The sequence below is a fragment of the Povalibacter sp. genome, from assembly GCF_036520495.1.
Lineage (GTDB): Bacteria > Pseudomonadota > Gammaproteobacteria > Steroidobacterales > Steroidobacteraceae > Steroidobacter.
Window position 1 is genome coordinate 41,528 of sequence record NZ_DATDJO010000040.1, and the last position, 16,275, is coordinate 57,802.

The following is a 16,275-nucleotide window of genomic DNA, read 5'->3' on the forward strand; positions in this document are numbered from 1 at the left end:
CAATCCTTGGCGGCAATCAACGTACAGAGGTGGCTTCGCGCAACAGACCTTGGAGGTAGGCGCCGTAAGCTGTTTTCGCCAGTGGCTTGGCAAGCCGCTCCAGTTGCTCCGCGTCGATGTAACCCTCGCGGAACGCGATCTCTTCGGGACAGCTCACCTTCAGTCCCTGGCGCGATTCAATGGCTTCGATGAACATCGACGCCTGCAGCAAGGATTCGTGAGTACCGGTATCGAGCCACGCCACGCCCCGCCCCAGTCGCTCGACGCTAAGTGTACCCCGGCGAAGATACTCAGCGTTCACGTCGGTGATTTCGTACTCACCACGTCCTGAGGGCTTGAGCGTCGCAGCGATGTCAAGTACTTCGTTGTCGAAGAAATACAGACCGGTAACTGCGAAATTCGATTTTGGATGTACGGGCTTTTCCTCGATCGACAGGGCTTTGCCGAATTCGTCGAAGTCGACCACACCATATCGCTCGGGATCCTTGACGTGGTAAGCGAACACCGTGGCGCCGTGACGTCGGCTGGCTGCCGCACGTAGTTGGTCCGGCAGTCCATGTCCGTAAAAGATGTTATCGCCGAGCACCAACGCGGCAGGCCCCGTGCCGACGAAACTGCGACCGATGGTGAAGGCTTGCGCGAGGCCGTCGGGACTTGGCTGCTCGCGATACTCGATGGAGATGCCCCACTTACGGCCATCATTCAGCAGACGACGGTAGTGCGGCAGATCTGTGGGCGTCGAAATCACGAGGATCTCGCGGATGCCGGCCATCATCAGTGTCGACAGGGGATAGTAGATCATCGGCTTGTCGTAGACGGGCAGCAGCTGCTTACTAACCCCGAGCGTGACCGGGTGCAGGCGCGTACCGGATCCTCCCGCCAAAATGATTCCCTTCAACGTACTCATTCGAATCGTCACCGCCTAACTCTGGCGAACGGCTAGAAGGAATTCACCGCCGCAGCCGAGATCGCCAAGTTGTAAATGATGGTCGTCACTGCAGTCCAGAATGGCAATGGCCGCATACGTTCCGTATCGAGCGGCGCAACGATCGTATCACCGGGACGAATATCCACCTGCCCGCTACTAAACCAGGACTTCCCCGCGCCGGTAACTACGCTGCCATCAGCCCGAACTACGTAGATGCGATCATCATCCGCCCGAGAGGTTAAACCACCGCTCTGCTGTATATAACTGTCGCGGCTCAGAGAAGGATCGTAGAGGTGCGAAGTTGCACTCTGCACCTCGCCTATAACGGTGACTTCCTGAGTAATTCGAGGAACCTGAAGCCTATCACCGTCTTTCAGAATGATGTCGTACTGCGATCCCCGCTCCGCCGTCATCGAGTCGTTGAGATTGATGACAAGACGACCCACTGGCTTGGCATCTCGCAAATCGGCTAACAAGGATTGACCGATGGCCAGCGCCTGCCCTGCGTCCTTGCCAGTCTCTTGCGCAGTCTGAAGGGAGAACTGCGCCACATCAGATTGCATTCGATTCGCCAACGTCTCGATCTGCTTGCGTTCCCGCTCTTTGAGTTCAACGCGCGTAAAGACGCTGCCCGGAACAAAGGCCAAGTCGGTCACTCCACCAGCGCGTTCCATTACGGATCGCAGAGTTTCACCACGGTGAATTGGGTATCGGCCAGGGAACTTAACCTCACCCCGAATCTCAACCTCCTCCTGCGTCGCCCAAAGCGGCACTTCCTTGATGACCAGGTAGTCGAAAGGCTGCAACGCGAGGTTCGCCGATGCGTCCCCTTCGATCACACGTCGCAGGTCGATATCGATGAGTTCAGCCTTACGAGCCTGTCCACCTTCCACCACGTAACGCGTCAGCTCCGCCTGACCACCGTAAGCAGACTCGTCCAGAGTTCCGCCCGCACGCAGGAGGTCCGACACACGCATTCCCGGCTCGTACGGATACTTTCCCGGAATCTTGATCTTGCCCGCCACACTCACTTCTCGCGTCGGTTCATCGATACCGGACTGCAAGCGAAGCTCGCGCATCAACGGATCTATGACTCGATCGCGGCCTGACTCCATGTCGAAGACGAAAACCCTATCGCGCGGCGCGAGCTCGAAATTTGCTGCCGAACCCGGCGCATCGATCGCTTTGGCAAGATCAGCGGAGAACACCGTGATCCGCCGGTCCGGCGGCAGTTCTCTACGAATAAGGATGTAGTGCTGATCGGCGTTAGGGCGCAGGTCGTCCACGCTTGGCAGCAGGTCAGTAAGTCGCATGCCTGGCCGATATTGGAAATCACCCGGGCGGTAAACATATCCAGACATGGAAACCGAGTCCTCAAGGACTGGCCGAATCGCCGGCACCCTGAGCACGTCGCCGCTGCGTAACGGAAGCGCGGACCGCGACAGGTCCGCGTCAAGCGTGACTCGCTGACGCTGATCGTTCACTCGTTCGAGCGTAGCAAGTTTCGAATCGGCCTCCGGTGTCAGGCCTCCACCGAGCGCGATGAGCTGCTGCGCCGTCGTCTCGTCTTTGATCTCGTATATCGCGGGACGACGCACCTCGCCGGAAAGCCCAACCGTTGCCCCAACCGACGGAATGAAAATAACGTCGCCGGGCAACAGGCGAGCGTCGGCTCTCGTGTCACCCTTCAGGAGAAGATCATATAGATCAAGCTTGGTGACGGTACTGCCGTTGCGCTTGAGCTCGATGTTGCGCAGCGAACCGATCTTCTTCACCCCGCCGCTGACGAAGAGCGCATTCGTAATGGTCGACAACCCACTGACCGTATATGACCCCGGGGTTTCAGCGTCGCCAAGCACGAATACACGAATCGATCGCAGTTCGCCGATACCGATACTCGCCTGGGTCCCGATCATCTGCTCGTTGACGCGCTCCTCCAGCATCGATCGAACTTCGGTAAAGTGGCGCCCGCTGACAGCAATCGGACCCAACTCGGGAAAGTTGATCCGTCCGTCGCGCCCCACGACCAGGCTATGGCGCCCTTTGGTATTACCCGTCAATTGGACTTCGAGGGTGTCGCCTGGGCCGACGATGTACTCGGCTGGCACAGGAATGTCGGTAGCGGGGGCGAACGTGGACGCGATGCCGGCGAACAAGTCGTAACCGAATGGCTTCAGAGACTCAGTCCCGATCGGCCTCAGCGGTAATCGCAGCACATCAACGTGAAAATCGCTGAGCATCGGCTCCGCAGACAAACGTTGACGAGCCTCTTCGACGGTCAGTCCCGATAAAGGAATCGGCCCCAATTCGGGTACGGTCAGAATGCCCCACTTATCCAGTTTGTACGGATTGCGGCGCAGGACACGCGTGCGGAAGTCCTCGAGCCGTTCGATCTCGTCTTCCGTTCGCTGAATTTCTTTGGACGCATCCTGCGACTTCTGCGACTCAGCTGCGGTTGGAATGTTCTGAGCCTGACCAGGTATCGTCGGTTGGCGACCAGACCCCGTCACGCCAGCAGCCCTGTTTCGAAGTTCCCGATCCAGGCGCTCCTGTTCGGTCGAGCGTTGAAACTTTCGCAATTCGAGTGACAGGAGAATCGTGTCGTCACCTTTTAGCCGTGGTTCGCGCTCAACGCGTTGCTCGTCTCCCTCTTCTTTGTCACCGGTACGGCGCGGCTGTACGGTCTGAGGAAAATCCAACGGACTATCAGCGCGTGGCCGACTGCCGGTTGATGAACGCCCTGAACCACCCATCGAGTCCATAATGGATCGCTGCTGCTCTGGCGACAGATTTTGAAAGACTTCGATTTGCCCGGCAGATGGCGTCTGGGCCTGAACGACAGGCAGAAAGCCCGTGCACGCGCAAAGCACAAAGAATGTGACCAACCCTGAGCAAAGGCTGGAACGATTGAATCTGAGCATCAGGAGTCGCTTTTTAATCTCTAGTCCCTGCGACGAGGGCCGGAAGTTTACACAGACAGATTCCGTAACGCGATGAAAAATCGGGAAGGTTTGGCAGCAAGTATTCACTGAGGATTCAGGAAAGCTCGGAACCCTCCTCAGAGGCGCATCCCTAATGTGTCGCTCCTCCCCAACAAATCGTGCCTCACCTAAGCGCGCTGGGACATGCCTTAACGGCTCACCCTCAGTGATTCAAGCTCGCCACTTCGCTACATGCTCCAAGAGGCCGCCGAGACCAGCATCCACCGGGGGGTTCGTAGGATTCTCTACCGCCGGCGCCAACGAATCCGCCAGCTTCTTCCCCAACTCAACACCCCACTGGTCAAACGCGTTGATTCCCCAAATGACGCTTTGGGTAAACACACTGTGCTCGTAGAGCGCAATCAACCGTCCCAAGGTTTTCGGACCCAGTCGCGGGAAAAGGATAAGGCTGCTGGGACGATTTCCCGGATGCAGCTTGTGCGGAGTCAGGCGCGCGATTTCAGGCTCCGCAACACCCTTTGCCTCGAGATCGGCTCGGATCTGCGCCGCGTCCTGCCCGAAGGCAAATGCCTGCATCTGAGCGAAGCAATTGGCGAGCGCCAGGTTCTGCTGCTCCTGAAATCGGCTGGAGGCGTTCACGGGTGCGATGAAATCCATCGCGACGCGCGCAGTGCCCTGATGCAGCAGTTCGAAAAAAGAGTGCTGGGCGTTTGAACCGAGTTCGCCCCAGATCACCGCGCCGGTATCGTAATCGACAGGATCACCTTCAAGGGTGACTGACTTGCCATTCGACTCCATCTGCAACTGCTGCAGATAGGCTGGGAATCGGTGCAGTCGCTGGTCGTAGGGGAGGACCGCAAGCGAATCCATGGCAAGAAAATTCCTATTCCATACGGCCAGCAGTCCCATCAGGACAGGCAGGTTCCTGTCGAATGGTGCCGTGCGGAAATGCTCATCCATTTCAAATGCGCCTTCTAGCATCAATTCAAACTGATCCATCCCGAGGGCCAGCGCAATCGATAAACCTACCGCGGACCACAGTGAGTAGCGACCTCCGACCCAATCCCACATCGTGAAGCGGTTCTGCGGCGGGATCAGGAACGAGTCCATGGCCTTCGCATTGGTGGACACCGCAGCGAAGTGACGCGCGGGGGCACCCTCGCCCAGATGATCGACGATCCACTGTCGTGCGAGCTTGGCGTTGGTCAGCGTCTCAAGCGTCGTGAATGTCTTTGAACACACGACGAATAGCGTGCGCGCGGGATCGACTTTCTCGAGCGTGTCGGCGAGCTGCACGCCATCGACGTTGGAGACGCAGTGAAGACGCAAGTTGCGGTTGCGGAACTGCGCGAGCGCTTCCGTGGCCATGACGATGCCGAGATCGGAACCGCCGATGCCGATGTTGACGATGTCAGTGAAGGGCTTGCCGGTTGCTCCGTGGATCCGGCCGCCATGCACGCCATCGACGAAGTTGCGCATCTTGTCCAGGCTGGCTCGAATCTGCGGCATGACATCGGCGCCATCGACGAAGATGGGGCGGTCCGAACGATTGCGCAATGCCACGTGAAGGACGGCCCGATTCTCGGTGGTATTGATCCTCTCGCCTGAGAACATGGCATCGATACGACTGCGTAATGACATAGCTTCTGCCAAATCGAGGAGCAGCACTATCGTTTCCTCGATGACGCGCTGCCTCGAAAAATCGAAGAGCATGTTGAGCCCGCAGCGAGAAAATTTATCGAAACGATCGGGCGAGGCGGCAAAGAGTTCGCGCAGGTGTTTCTTTGCCATTACTTTCGAGTGGCTTGCCAACGCCAGCCACTCTTTCGTCGTCGTAACCTTCACCATCGTCCGTCACTCCGGAAAGGCCCCATAGTACGGAGAAGTCCGTGTCAGAGGCGACGAGGCGGATTCTACGCAAAGATGCGAATGATGCCGAACCGGCTATTCCAGATTGATGGCCGATGGATTTGCTCCTAAGAAGCCGCCAATCGCGTCATGGAGATTCGAGCAACTGCCCGTCCATCCATTTAACGCGCGTCTCCAGCCATGACCTCAGGTACTCCACCTCGCCTGCATAGGAACCGGTGGCCACGGCATTCGGCCAAACAAGAGTCTCCAAGATTGGCCATCGTTGAAAATTGTTCACTTGGGCCTGCTGAAGCATAGCTGCCTGAGTTTTGATGGAATCGAATAGTGCAGGAATTTCGTCGCCCCTCATGTCGACCCACTTCTCACGTACCCGCTGAACAAACGCCGCGTCGTCCAGCAAGCGGGCAAACCAAACACCATTACGAACCCACCAACCAGTTGGAATATCGTTTCCGTTGTAGTTGATGTTCCCTGCAGAGATGTCGAAGTCCCATAGCGGCCCCATTGCGAGCTTTTCGCCCCTGGGTTTGTACAACCAGCAACTACTGAACAACACGGCATCGTTGTTCTTGAAGAGCTCGTTCACCAAATACCAGCGGATAAAAGCATCAACATCAATATGCCCGGCATAGCCGATCGACGGATCAGCGAAGCTCGTGCTCGACAAGGCGGCCTCAAACTGGTTTATGTAATTTTCGGCATATGCGAACTGTTCGACGTTGGGTTCCTCGGGCCCTTGGAACACGATCGGCACACCCATCGACGAAGTGAAATATGCTGCCCCGTCCAACCGGGCGTCTACTTCCATCAGGTATCCCCCGGTGAGTTCCTCACCAGCCGCTACGCTCTCATCGATCTCGTCGATATTCACGCGATCCTTCGCCACCTTGATGTTCTGTGACAGTTGATAAGCACCAATGTATTCGTCGTTGAGAAAGACTTCTACAAAAGTCGAGTGCGGTGTCCAAACCATTCCCACGCGTTCGCCCAGCTCGAAGGCAGCCCGCGTGCGCAGAAGCGACTTGTCGGAATAGTTGGCCAGCAATACCCAATCCTTGCTGGAAGGCATCCCGAACAGGGCGCTTTTCGCATCAAGCTTCAGACGATAGGGCTTCTTGGGCATACCCCAGGTCGTATTCCCCCGCCCCTTGATCTGCAGTTGCCCATCGAAAGCCGCGACATCATGTCCATTCGGTTCGAGCGTCATCCGGGCCCTCAGATAGTTGTCCTTGCTGACCACCGGCTGTCTATCTTCCGTCTCGAGGCGGAGGATCGGCAAATCCATAACTTGCGGATGAAACGTCGAAGGGTCGACAGGCGCGACGAACGAGTACGCGGCCGTAGTGTGCTGACCCTCATCACCGATGATAACGACACGCAGAACGACGCGATTGACGGTGCGTCCATCACAGGAATCAGGGAACGTCACAGCACCGTTGCTGGCAGTAGCGGCCAGCGGCACGGGCCGAACACTGCATTGCTCTACATTTTCTCCACTGCCGGAGAAGACTTCCCCCTCGATACGGATCGAAGCGACTCCGAAAGTCGTCGGCAGCGTCCAGCCGACATGTAACGACCTTCCAAGGCGCGCTTCTGCTGGCGTCGTGCCAGCCATGTTCGTAATCGAAACCGTCTCGGTAGTAATTGAACTCGTGATCAGCCTATGAGTCGATGTCATGCCATCCCGCGTTTGCACCTCGAAATCGTAGGCGATCTCTTCTGACGGCGATTCGAGGCCACGAACCACATCCGCGCGGAACAGATCGCGAGTGAGCACCGCGTACTTTTCGGGTTCGGGCTCCAGTGTCGTGAACCTAGAACCCGACTTCTGCATTGTGTAAACGTCACCTGCTCCATCCGCGATGCTGACGCCATCAACAGTTGATTCGGTCGCTGCAGCACTCGCCCGGACGCGGTAGACAACGGCGCCCGACTCGGCCCCTTGCGGATACACGACTTCGGCCGAAATGGCCAATCGCGCGGGACGATCGTTGCCCGACAGAACCCAGCCATGTGCTGACCGCGTAAACGTGTACTGCAGTGTTTCCGCGACAGTGCCTTCATCTCTGATAACTTGGCAGATCACGAGCGTCTCCAAACGCCCGTCCACCCAATCGATGCTTCCGATACCTGTTACCCGGCAACCCAGATCCGCGCCCCGATAGGTGGTCGCTTTCAGCGCGGCGAACTGTTCCCGATTCAAGCCATCGTGCAGGAACGTTTCTGGCAGGACCGATGCGACGTCATCCGCCGCAAGATCGCCCCTCTTCTCACGAACAACTTGCGTCAATTGGTTGACCACGGCGAAGACACTCTCAATGGCCTGCTGGGCCTCCGCGATCACAGGGACGAACGTCCTGTAGCTACTTCTGGTAGCTCCTCCCGCTCCGGAAATTTTGCTGTGAATCACAAGCGTAGAATCGATCGCCGACGTTTCCAGACTCACTTCCTGCACTAAGCCCTCGCTTGCCAAGGTCAAGTCCGCGCCCGGGCTATGCTGAATAAGGGCCAGCAGACGACCGGTTTCTTCCAACGACGCATCAATGAGACTGAACTCAACTTTAGTCAGCCCCTGCCGCTTGAGCCAGAACTGAGTCGCCTGGCCGAATGCGTTGCTGATGACCTTGAGACCAGAGGCTGAGTGACACCGGTCGCGCGGTGACGACATGGCAACTTCGGGTGTCGTGCCGCATGCACCCAACAACGACCGCACGATGACATCGGTAAACGGCGTGACGTCGATGGTTCCACCTACCGTCGGGTCCGTACTGATACCGTACAGAATTCGTGATGTATCTGGCCATTGAACACTGACCAGATAGGGTGGGCTCAGCGTGGAGGTACGCAGAGAGTAATATCCCATTGAGTCGCTGTTACCAGTGACCTGTCGACCTTTCGAATCACTGAGCGTCACTGTCGCATTCGGGAGCGGAACATTGGTGGCGATGACACCAGTGATGAAATCCGGTGCCACTACCGCCAGCTGAACTGAAGGGCTCACTACATTCCCCACGCTCGCCGAGATCTCGGTTGCTCCAATCGCGATCCCTCTAGCCACCCCATACTGACCGATCGATCCGATTTCGGGATGACTGGAGCGCCATTTAATCCTGACCCCAGGTAACACAGCACCGTCGGCGTCGACCGCCTTCGCAGTGAAACTGACAGGAGATCCCAGCTCAATGACGTCGGTGTCGGCGGATAGCGTGATCGACGCCACTCGTGCAGTGGAATCTGATGTCGAGGAACACCCGGACAAAATAAATACCAAGACGAACAATGCGCTGGTAGTAGATTTCTTCATGGTGAGATGACCTGAGAAATTTCCCGAATTCGCCATTGATTGACCAGACGGTGGTGCCTTCAGCGGCCAGTCCTATCCACGTCTCCGCCTGAGAATTCTTGTGGTTTCAATTCCCAATTCCTGCTGTCGATTGCCCTTGTCTTGCCGCAAAAGACGCTGCCGCTCAACTGGCAATGGAAGAGCCGCTAAAGCAGTCGTTCACTTCCGAGCCGCGCATGTTCGATCGAGTTCGGTTGTCCCAGTCATCGAAGCGTCGCGCCGCGCTTGATCAGCGTATCGCGATACTCATCCTTTCTCGTGACCGCGAAGCCTGAGTGGTGCACATTGGTGACACCATACTTGGACCGAGCAGCACGTCGTCTTCCAGCTTCACATTGTCAAAGACCCGAGACATTGTTCTGGATCTTGACGTTGTCGCCGATGTTGAGGCGGATCCCCACGTACAGGCTCTGACCGAACGAGCAGCCTTTGCCAATCCGCACCTTAGCGCTGACATGCACCCATTGCCAGATGCGAGTGCCGTCACCAAGACTGGCGCCCGCGTTCACGATCGCGGTCGACTGCACCTGCGCAGCCTTGATCAGAGACGAGCCTCGCCGCGCAGTACCTTAATGACATTGTCGTAGTACAGCGGATGCCTGAATCCGTAAACCGACGTGGTCTCCCGCATCCCACAACGGCGATGCGGATGCGCGATTGGTAACAAGTCGCCCCATGCTAGGCGACCTTGTAGTAATCGAGATACCAACGCACAAATTTTTCGACCCCGGCCTCGACCGATGTGGCGGGCCGATAGCCGACGTCGCGCACCAGATCATCGATGTCGGCGAACGTATCGGGCACATCCCCTGGCTGTAGCGGCAGCAGATTCTTCTGCGCCTTCTTGCCGAGGCATTGCTCGATCAACTCGATGTAACGCATCAGCTCGACCGGCTCGTTGTTGCCGATGTTGTAGAGGCGGTACGGGCCCTTGCTGGTGCCCGGGTCCGGCTCATCGCTATTCCAGTCCGGATTGCCGGTCGCCACTCGATCCATCGACCGCACGACGCCTTGAGCGATGTCGTCGATGAAGGTGAAGTCGCGACGGTGATTGCCGTAGTTGAAAACGTCGATCGGGCGGCCTTCCAGGATGTTCTTGGTGAACATGAACAGCGCCATATCGGGACGGCCCCACGGACCATAGACCGTAAAGAAACGCAGCCCGGTTACCGGCAGCGCGTACAGATGCGCATAGGTATGGGCCATCAACTCGTTGGCCTTTTTCGTTGCAGCGTAGAACGACAACGGATGATCCACGTTCTGATGCACGGAGAACGGCATGGCGGTATTCGCACCGTAGACCGAGCTGGTGGACGCGTACACCAGGTGCTCGACCCCGTTGTGCCGGCAGCCCTCCAGCACGTTGGCGAAGCCGACGACGTTGCTGTCGATATAGGCGAGCGGATTCTGGATGGAATAACGCACGCCCGCCTGCGCGGCCAGGTTGATGACCCGCTGAAACTTCTCGCGCTCGAACAGCGTGGCCATACCGGGCCGATCGGCCAGGTCGAGTTTGACGAAACGGAATTGCGGATAGCGTTTCAGGATCTCAAGGCGCGCATGCTTGAGCGAAACATCGTAGTAGTCATTGAGATTGTCGAGACCGACCACCTCATCGCCGCGATCCAGGAGGATCTGCGCTGCGTGGAAGCCGATGAACCCGGCAGCGCCGGTAACTAGAATTTTCATGAAGTATCAGCGATTGGCAAAAAACAAAAAGAACGCAGCAATTTCTGGCCGTCGAACCGAGTTTTGAACAATCCGTCCGAACTCTTTCGCGTCAGACTGCTGCCCGATCTGACCGCGGTACGACTGAATGAAACCCATAGACGATCACAGGGACCTCGCTGCGTGGCGTAAAGCCATCTCCGTCGGCGGTAAAGTGTACATGGCAACCCGCCAGCTGCCGCTCGAAGAACGCGGCGACCTCGGCCCGCTCTTGCGCGGCTCCGCGGTCTCGATCGCCCGCCACATCGCCGAAGGCGCCGTCCGCGGCAACCGCGCCGAGTTTCTGCAGTTCCTGCACCTCGCCCTTCGGTCATTGTCCCAACTCGAGGCCCAGATGACGATCGTCGTCGACCAAGGCCTGCTGCCTACCGACGCCTCCGCACTGAACGACCTCACCGAGCTTGGCCAGCTCCTGACCGAGTTGATCCAAAGCCTGACCCTGTCGGGGCGCCAGGCCCATGCAAGAGCCTGCTCGCCTCCCCTGCTTCCACGCAAGATGCCCCGGACACCCGCCCCGCTCGCGAGCGGTTGAGCGCGGCTTATAGCCTGCCGTCCACCATGTTGGTCGGGAAGACATACTTGATGTCGTACAGTACATGCGGCTTCTTGGCGAAGGCGCGGATGGCCGCGACACCCATTTCCTTGAACTCTTTGTGCGCCACGGCGAGCACGACGGCGTCGTAGACGCCTTTCCCGGGCTTGCGCACCGGCTTGATTCCGTACTCGTGCATCGCTTCCTTCGGGTCGATCCACGGATCGTACACATCGATCCTGGCGCCGTAATTCTTCAGCTCCTTGATGACATCCACGACCTTCGAGTTGCGCAAATCCGGGCAGTTCTCCTTGAACGTGAGCCCCATGACCAGAATGCGCGAACCCTTCACGTGAATGCGCTTGCGGATCATCAGCTGCGCGACGCGCTCGGCGACGTAGGTCGCCATGTTGTCATTGAGCCGACGGCCGGCCAGGATCATCTCCGGGTGATAGCCGACTTCCTGCGCCTTATGGGTCAGGTAGTACGGATCCACGCCGATGCAATGACCACCGACGAGACCGGGGCGGAAAGGCAGGAAGTTCCACTTCGTCCCGGCAGCCTGCAACACTTCTTCGGTATCGATGCCCAGGCGATTGAAGATCAGAGCAAGTTCATTGATCAGGGCGATATTGACGTCGCGCTGCGTGTTCTCGATGACCTTCGCTGCCTCTGCCACCCGGATGCTGGATGCCTTGTGGGTTCCAGCCGTGATGATGCTGGCATAGAGGCTGTCGACGAAGTCTGCCACTTCGGGCGTCGAACCCGCAGTGATCTTCTTGATCGTCGTCAGACGATGCTGTTTGTCGCCGGGATTGATGCGCTCCGGGCTGTAGCCTGCAAAGAAATCGACGTTGAATTTCAGCCCCGACTCGCGCTCCAGAATCGGCACCGCAATTTCTTCCGTACACCCCGGATACACCGTGGACTCGAAAACGACGATGTCGCCCTTCTTCAGAACCTGGGCGATCAGGTGGCTGGCGCCTTCGATCGGTCGCAGGTCCGGGCGCTTGTAGTCATCGATCGGTGTCGGCACCGTCACGATGAATACCTTGCAGGCGCGCAGATCCTTGACGCTGGTGGAATAACGCAGGTGCTTCGCGGTCCGCAGTTCGGTCGGCTCAACTTCCAGCGTGCTGTCCTTGCCTTTCTTCAGCTCCGCAACGCGCGCGGCCTTGATGTCGAATCCTACCGTCTTGAACTGCTTGCCGAACTCAACGGCGAGCGGCAATCCGACGTAACCCAGACCGATGACGGCCAGCTTGCATTCTCGAAGACTGAACTGGGACATGCACTTGGATGGCGATGACAGATGCCGTTTGCGAGTGGCGACTGGGACATCCCTGTGCCATCCGCTACTCAGCCGTGACCGCTGCGCTCCTCGGTAAAAGGTTGTTATTGAGCTGGCGGCTCAGGCCGCTCGCTGCTGGGGCCGGAAGAATGCCACAGACGGATTGCGAAAATAGCGACGTGAATCACTAGAAAACCCGTCCTGAAGGGCAATCAGAGCAGAAATATGACCGCCAGCAGCCCTGTCACACTCATCGACACTGTGTAAGGCAGGGCCATCCAGCACATGCGTCCATAGGACAGTCGGATCAGAGGCGCCAGGGCCGAGGTCAACAGGAACAGGAACGCTGCCTGGCCATTGGGTGTCGCGACACTGGGGATATTGGTACCCGCATTGATCGCCACCGCCAGGTCGTTGAACTGATCGGGCGTGATCACACCCTGCAGCAACGCCGCCTTCACTTCCGTGATGTAGATGGTCGCCACGAACACGTTGTCGCTGATGGCGGAAAGCAGTCCATTCGCCACATAGAACAGCGCCACCTGCGTCTTGCCCTCTTGCTTTAAGGCATAGGCAATCAGCGGCTCGAACAGGTGCTGATCGTGCAGCACGGCCACGACCGCAAAAAAGACGACTAGCAGTGCCGTGAACGGCAGGGCTGCCTCGAACGCCTTGCCCAGGCGATGCTCGTCCGTGACGCCATTGAATGCGGTAGCCAGGATGATGACCAACAGGCCGATCAGCCCAACCTCGGCGATATGGAACGCCAGCGCGCACACCAGCAGGATCGCTGCAGCACCCTGCACGATCAGCACTGCCCGATCCCGCGCGGTGCGCTTCGCGGCAGCAGCGCGGTCGTTCTCCTCCAGTACGTACCGCACGCTCAAGGGCAGAGCCGTACCGTAGCCGAACCAATGAAACTTCTCGACGCAGGCACAGGTCAGCAGACCGACGGCCAGCACCGGCATCGACACGGGGGCCACGAAAAGAAAGAACTCTGCGAACCCCCAGCCGGCCTGCTTGGCGATCAGAAGATTCTGCGGCTCGCCCACCATCGTCGCGACACCGCCAAGAGCGGTACCGACACTGGCATGCATCATCAGCCCGCGCAGGAACGCCCGGAATGCCTCGAGATCGCCGATATGCAGCTTACGAACGTCTGCGTCGTGCGCGGGATCATGATCCACCGCCGCCTCTTTTTCCGACGCAAAGCGGTGGAACACGGCATAAAAGCCCGCGCCTACCGTGATGACCACGGCGACGACCGTCAGCGCATCCAGGAATGCCGACAGCAGCGCGGTGGTCATACACGCGACCAGCGACAGCCACACCGGTGAACGAATGCTGAGGAGGATCTTCGTAAACGAATACAGCAGCAGTTCACGCAGGAAATAAATTCCGGCGACCATGAAGACCAGCAGCAGGATGACCGGGAAGGCGCGCACCGTCTCCTGGTAGACGGAATCCGGCGTGGTCATGCCGATAGCGATCGCCTCGATGACGAGCAGCCCGCCCGGCTGCAGCGGATAGCATTTCAGCGCCATGACCAGCGTGAAAATGAACTCGATCAGCAGCAGCCAGCCTGCAATCGTCGGTCCGAAAGGTCCGCCGAAAAAGAACAGCAGCGGATTCAGAATGAGGAAGCCGACGATGGTCCGCTTGTACCAGCCGGGCGCACTGCCAAGAAAGTTCTGCGCGAAGGCGGTGGTCAGCGAAGACGACATCAGAGTGGCAGTCTCATCATCAGTTCATGTTGGCTGCAAGCGCGGTGGGCATTGCGCTGTCGAGCGCGCGCCATAGAGTCTTCTTGCCACTGGCTTTGTCGACGGCCGCCAGCACGCGGTCGTGAGCCGCCAGTTCCTCGTCCGACGCCGCAACGATCAGCAGTTCACCCAGCGGCCTTACGATCACCTCGCGCTCGACCACCACCGATTCCTGCTCCTGGCGGGCCTCATCGAGGATCAGCGCCGTCTGGCCGCCGGTCATCGCGAGGTAGACATCGAGCAGGATCTGCGCATCCAGCAGCGCGCCGTGCAATTCGCGATGCGAATTGTCCACGCCGTAGCGTTTACACAAGGCATCCAGGCTGTTGCGCTGGCCCGGATGCATCTGACGCGCCATCGGCAGCGTATCGAGAACGCTGCAAAGGTCCGCCACTTTGCGACGCACCGGCAGACGATGCAGTTCGGCGTTGAGGAAGGCGACGTCGAACGTGGCGTTGTGGATGATCAGTTCGGCGCCGCTGATGAATTCCAGGAACTCCTCAGCGATTTCCGCAAACCGCGGCTGCTGCAGCAGGAACTCGTTGGTGATGCCGTGCACCTGCATGGCGCCGCGATCGACTTCGCGATCGGGGCGGATGTAGCGATGAAACGTCCGGCCGGTCTTGCGTCGCTTGATGACTTCGACGCAGCCGATTTCGATGATCCGATGTCCCTGCTCAGGCTCCAGGCCAGTGGTTTCAGTGTCGAGAACGATCTGGCGCATGGGTCAGGAAGCCAGGACCGATTCCTTGAGCGCCTTCACCACCGTCGCTTGCTGTGCTTCGGTCAGGTACGGGTGCATCGGCAGGCTCATTACGCGACGCGACGCAGCTTCGGATTTCGGAAAGGCGCCTTCACCCTGTCCGAGATCGGCAAACACCGGCTGCAGATGCAGCGGCACCGGGTAATGCACGGCGGTCGGCACTCCGCGCGCCTTCATCCCCTCCTCCACCTTCGCTCGATTGGGCACTTCGACCGTGTACTGCGCATAGACACTGGTGCATTCGGGCGCCAGCGTCGGCGCCGTCACCTGCAGCGATGCGTCTACGCCACCGAATGCCGCATCGATCATCTCCGCATACCGGGCGCCGATGCGCGCACGCGCCTCGACCTCGTCGGCAAAGATATCGAGCTTGCTGAGCAGAATCGCGGCCTGCAGCGTATCGAGGCGGCCGTTGATACCGAGTCGCGGATGGTGATAGCGACGGTCCTGGCCGTGCACCCGGATTTCCTTCATCAGCTTCGCCAACGCGTCGTCATCCGTGAACAGCGCGCCACCGTCGCCGTAGCAGCCGAGCGGCTTCGATGGAAAGAACGAAGTGGAGCCGATCTGTGACACGGCACACGAAGCTCGTCCCTTGTAGTAGGCGCCGAAACTCTGCGCCGCGTCCTCGATCACCGCAAGGTTGTGCTTCTCAGCAATCGCGTTGATCGGATCGAAGTCGGCGCATTGACCGTACAGCGACACCGGCATGATGGCCTTGGTGCGCGGCGTGATCGCGCGCTCGATCAGCGCTGGATCGATGTTGTAGGTCTGGCGATCGATATCGACGAACACCGGCTTGGCGCCCGCGAGCGCGATCATTTCGCCGGTCGCGATGAACGTGAATGGCGAAGTAATGACTTCATCGCCGGCGCCGATGTCGAGCGCCATCAGGGCGATCAATAGCGTATCGCTACCGCTCGACGCCGCGATGCAGTGCTTCGCGCCGACGAATTGCGCGAGCCGTTGTTCCAGTTCCAGCGTTTCCGGCCCGAGAACGTACTGACCATGCTCCAGTACGTTCTGAATACGCGCGTTCACCGGTTCGCGGATACGCTCGTACTGTGCTTTGAGGTCGATGAAATTCATGGTTGCAATTGTCGAATCCGGCGC

Annotated in this window: 10 protein-coding genes and 1 pseudogene; 1 reads left to right on the top strand and 10 read right to left on the bottom strand. The window is 58.6% G+C overall.

Features of this window, described 5'->3' with window-relative positions:
* Window positions 1–16: 16 nt before the first annotated feature.
* From rfbA to VIZ63_RS15590, 6 genes and pseudogenes are all read right to left on the bottom strand, one after another.
* Window positions 17–907 (bottom strand): glucose-1-phosphate thymidylyltransferase RfbA, encoded by an 891-nt coding sequence (rfbA, locus tag VIZ63_RS15565; protein ID WP_331610591.1) that lies wholly within the window; start codon window positions 905–907, stop codon window positions 17–19.
* 32 nt (window positions 908–939) lie between these two features.
* Window positions 940–3,849 carry an SLBB domain-containing protein gene (locus VIZ63_RS15570; protein ID WP_331610592.1) on the bottom strand — a complete coding sequence of 970 codons (2,910 nt, stop codon included), beginning with the start codon at window positions 3,847–3,849 and terminating at the stop codon, window positions 940–942.
* Window positions 3,850–4,080: 231 nt separating this feature from the next.
* Window positions 4,081–5,718: a glucose-6-phosphate isomerase gene (gene pgi / locus VIZ63_RS15575; RefSeq protein ID WP_331610593.1), complete on the bottom strand. Its 1,638-nt coding sequence runs from the start codon at window positions 5,716–5,718 to the stop codon at window positions 4,081–4,083.
* Window positions 5,719–5,866: 148 nt separating this feature from the next.
* Window positions 5,867–9,046, bottom strand: coding sequence for a CotH kinase family protein (locus VIZ63_RS15580; protein WP_331610594.1), 3,180 nt, complete (start codon window positions 9,044–9,046; stop codon window positions 5,867–5,869).
* 248 nt (window positions 9,047–9,294) lie between these two features.
* A pseudogene (locus VIZ63_RS25440) lies at window positions 9,295–9,627 on the bottom strand (DapH/DapD/GlmU-related protein); the annotation flags it as partial.
* 136 nt (window positions 9,628–9,763) lie between these two features.
* Complete coding sequence (locus tag VIZ63_RS15590; protein WP_331610596.1) at window positions 9,764–10,774, bottom strand: NAD-dependent epimerase; 1,011 nt, start codon at window positions 10,772–10,774, stop codon at window positions 9,764–9,766.
* A gap of 127 nt (window positions 10,775–10,901) precedes the next feature.
* Between VIZ63_RS15590 and VIZ63_RS15595 the strand changes: the two genes are divergently transcribed.
* On the top strand, window positions 10,902–11,345 hold the full coding sequence (locus VIZ63_RS15595; protein ID WP_331610597.1) for a four helix bundle protein: 444 nt from the start codon (window positions 10,902–10,904) through the stop codon (window positions 11,343–11,345).
* 7 nt (window positions 11,346–11,352) lie between these two features.
* Here the strand turns inward: VIZ63_RS15595 and tviB are convergent, their stop codons facing one another.
* The 4 genes from tviB to VIZ63_RS15615 form a co-directional block, all read right to left on the bottom strand.
* Complete coding sequence (gene tviB / locus VIZ63_RS15600; RefSeq protein WP_331610598.1) at window positions 11,353–12,636, bottom strand: Vi polysaccharide biosynthesis UDP-N-acetylglucosamine C-6 dehydrogenase TviB; 1,284 nt, start codon at window positions 12,634–12,636, stop codon at window positions 11,353–11,355.
* A 212-nt stretch (window positions 12,637–12,848) separates the two neighbouring features.
* A complete protein-coding gene (gene nhaB, locus VIZ63_RS15605) occupies window positions 12,849–14,360 on the bottom strand; it encodes a sodium/proton antiporter NhaB (RefSeq protein ID WP_331610599.1) in 1,512 nt (503 codons plus the stop codon).
* A 19-nt stretch (window positions 14,361–14,379) separates the two neighbouring features.
* Window positions 14,380–15,123, bottom strand: a complete 744-nt coding sequence (gene dnaQ / locus VIZ63_RS15610; protein ID WP_331610600.1) for a DNA polymerase III subunit epsilon — start codon at window positions 15,121–15,123, stop codon at window positions 14,380–14,382.
* Window positions 15,124–15,126: 3 nt separating this feature from the next.
* Window positions 15,127–16,251, bottom strand: a complete 1,125-nt coding sequence (locus VIZ63_RS15615; protein ID WP_331610601.1) for a DegT/DnrJ/EryC1/StrS family aminotransferase — start codon at window positions 16,249–16,251, stop codon at window positions 15,127–15,129.
* Window positions 16,252–16,275 lie beyond the last annotated feature (24 nt).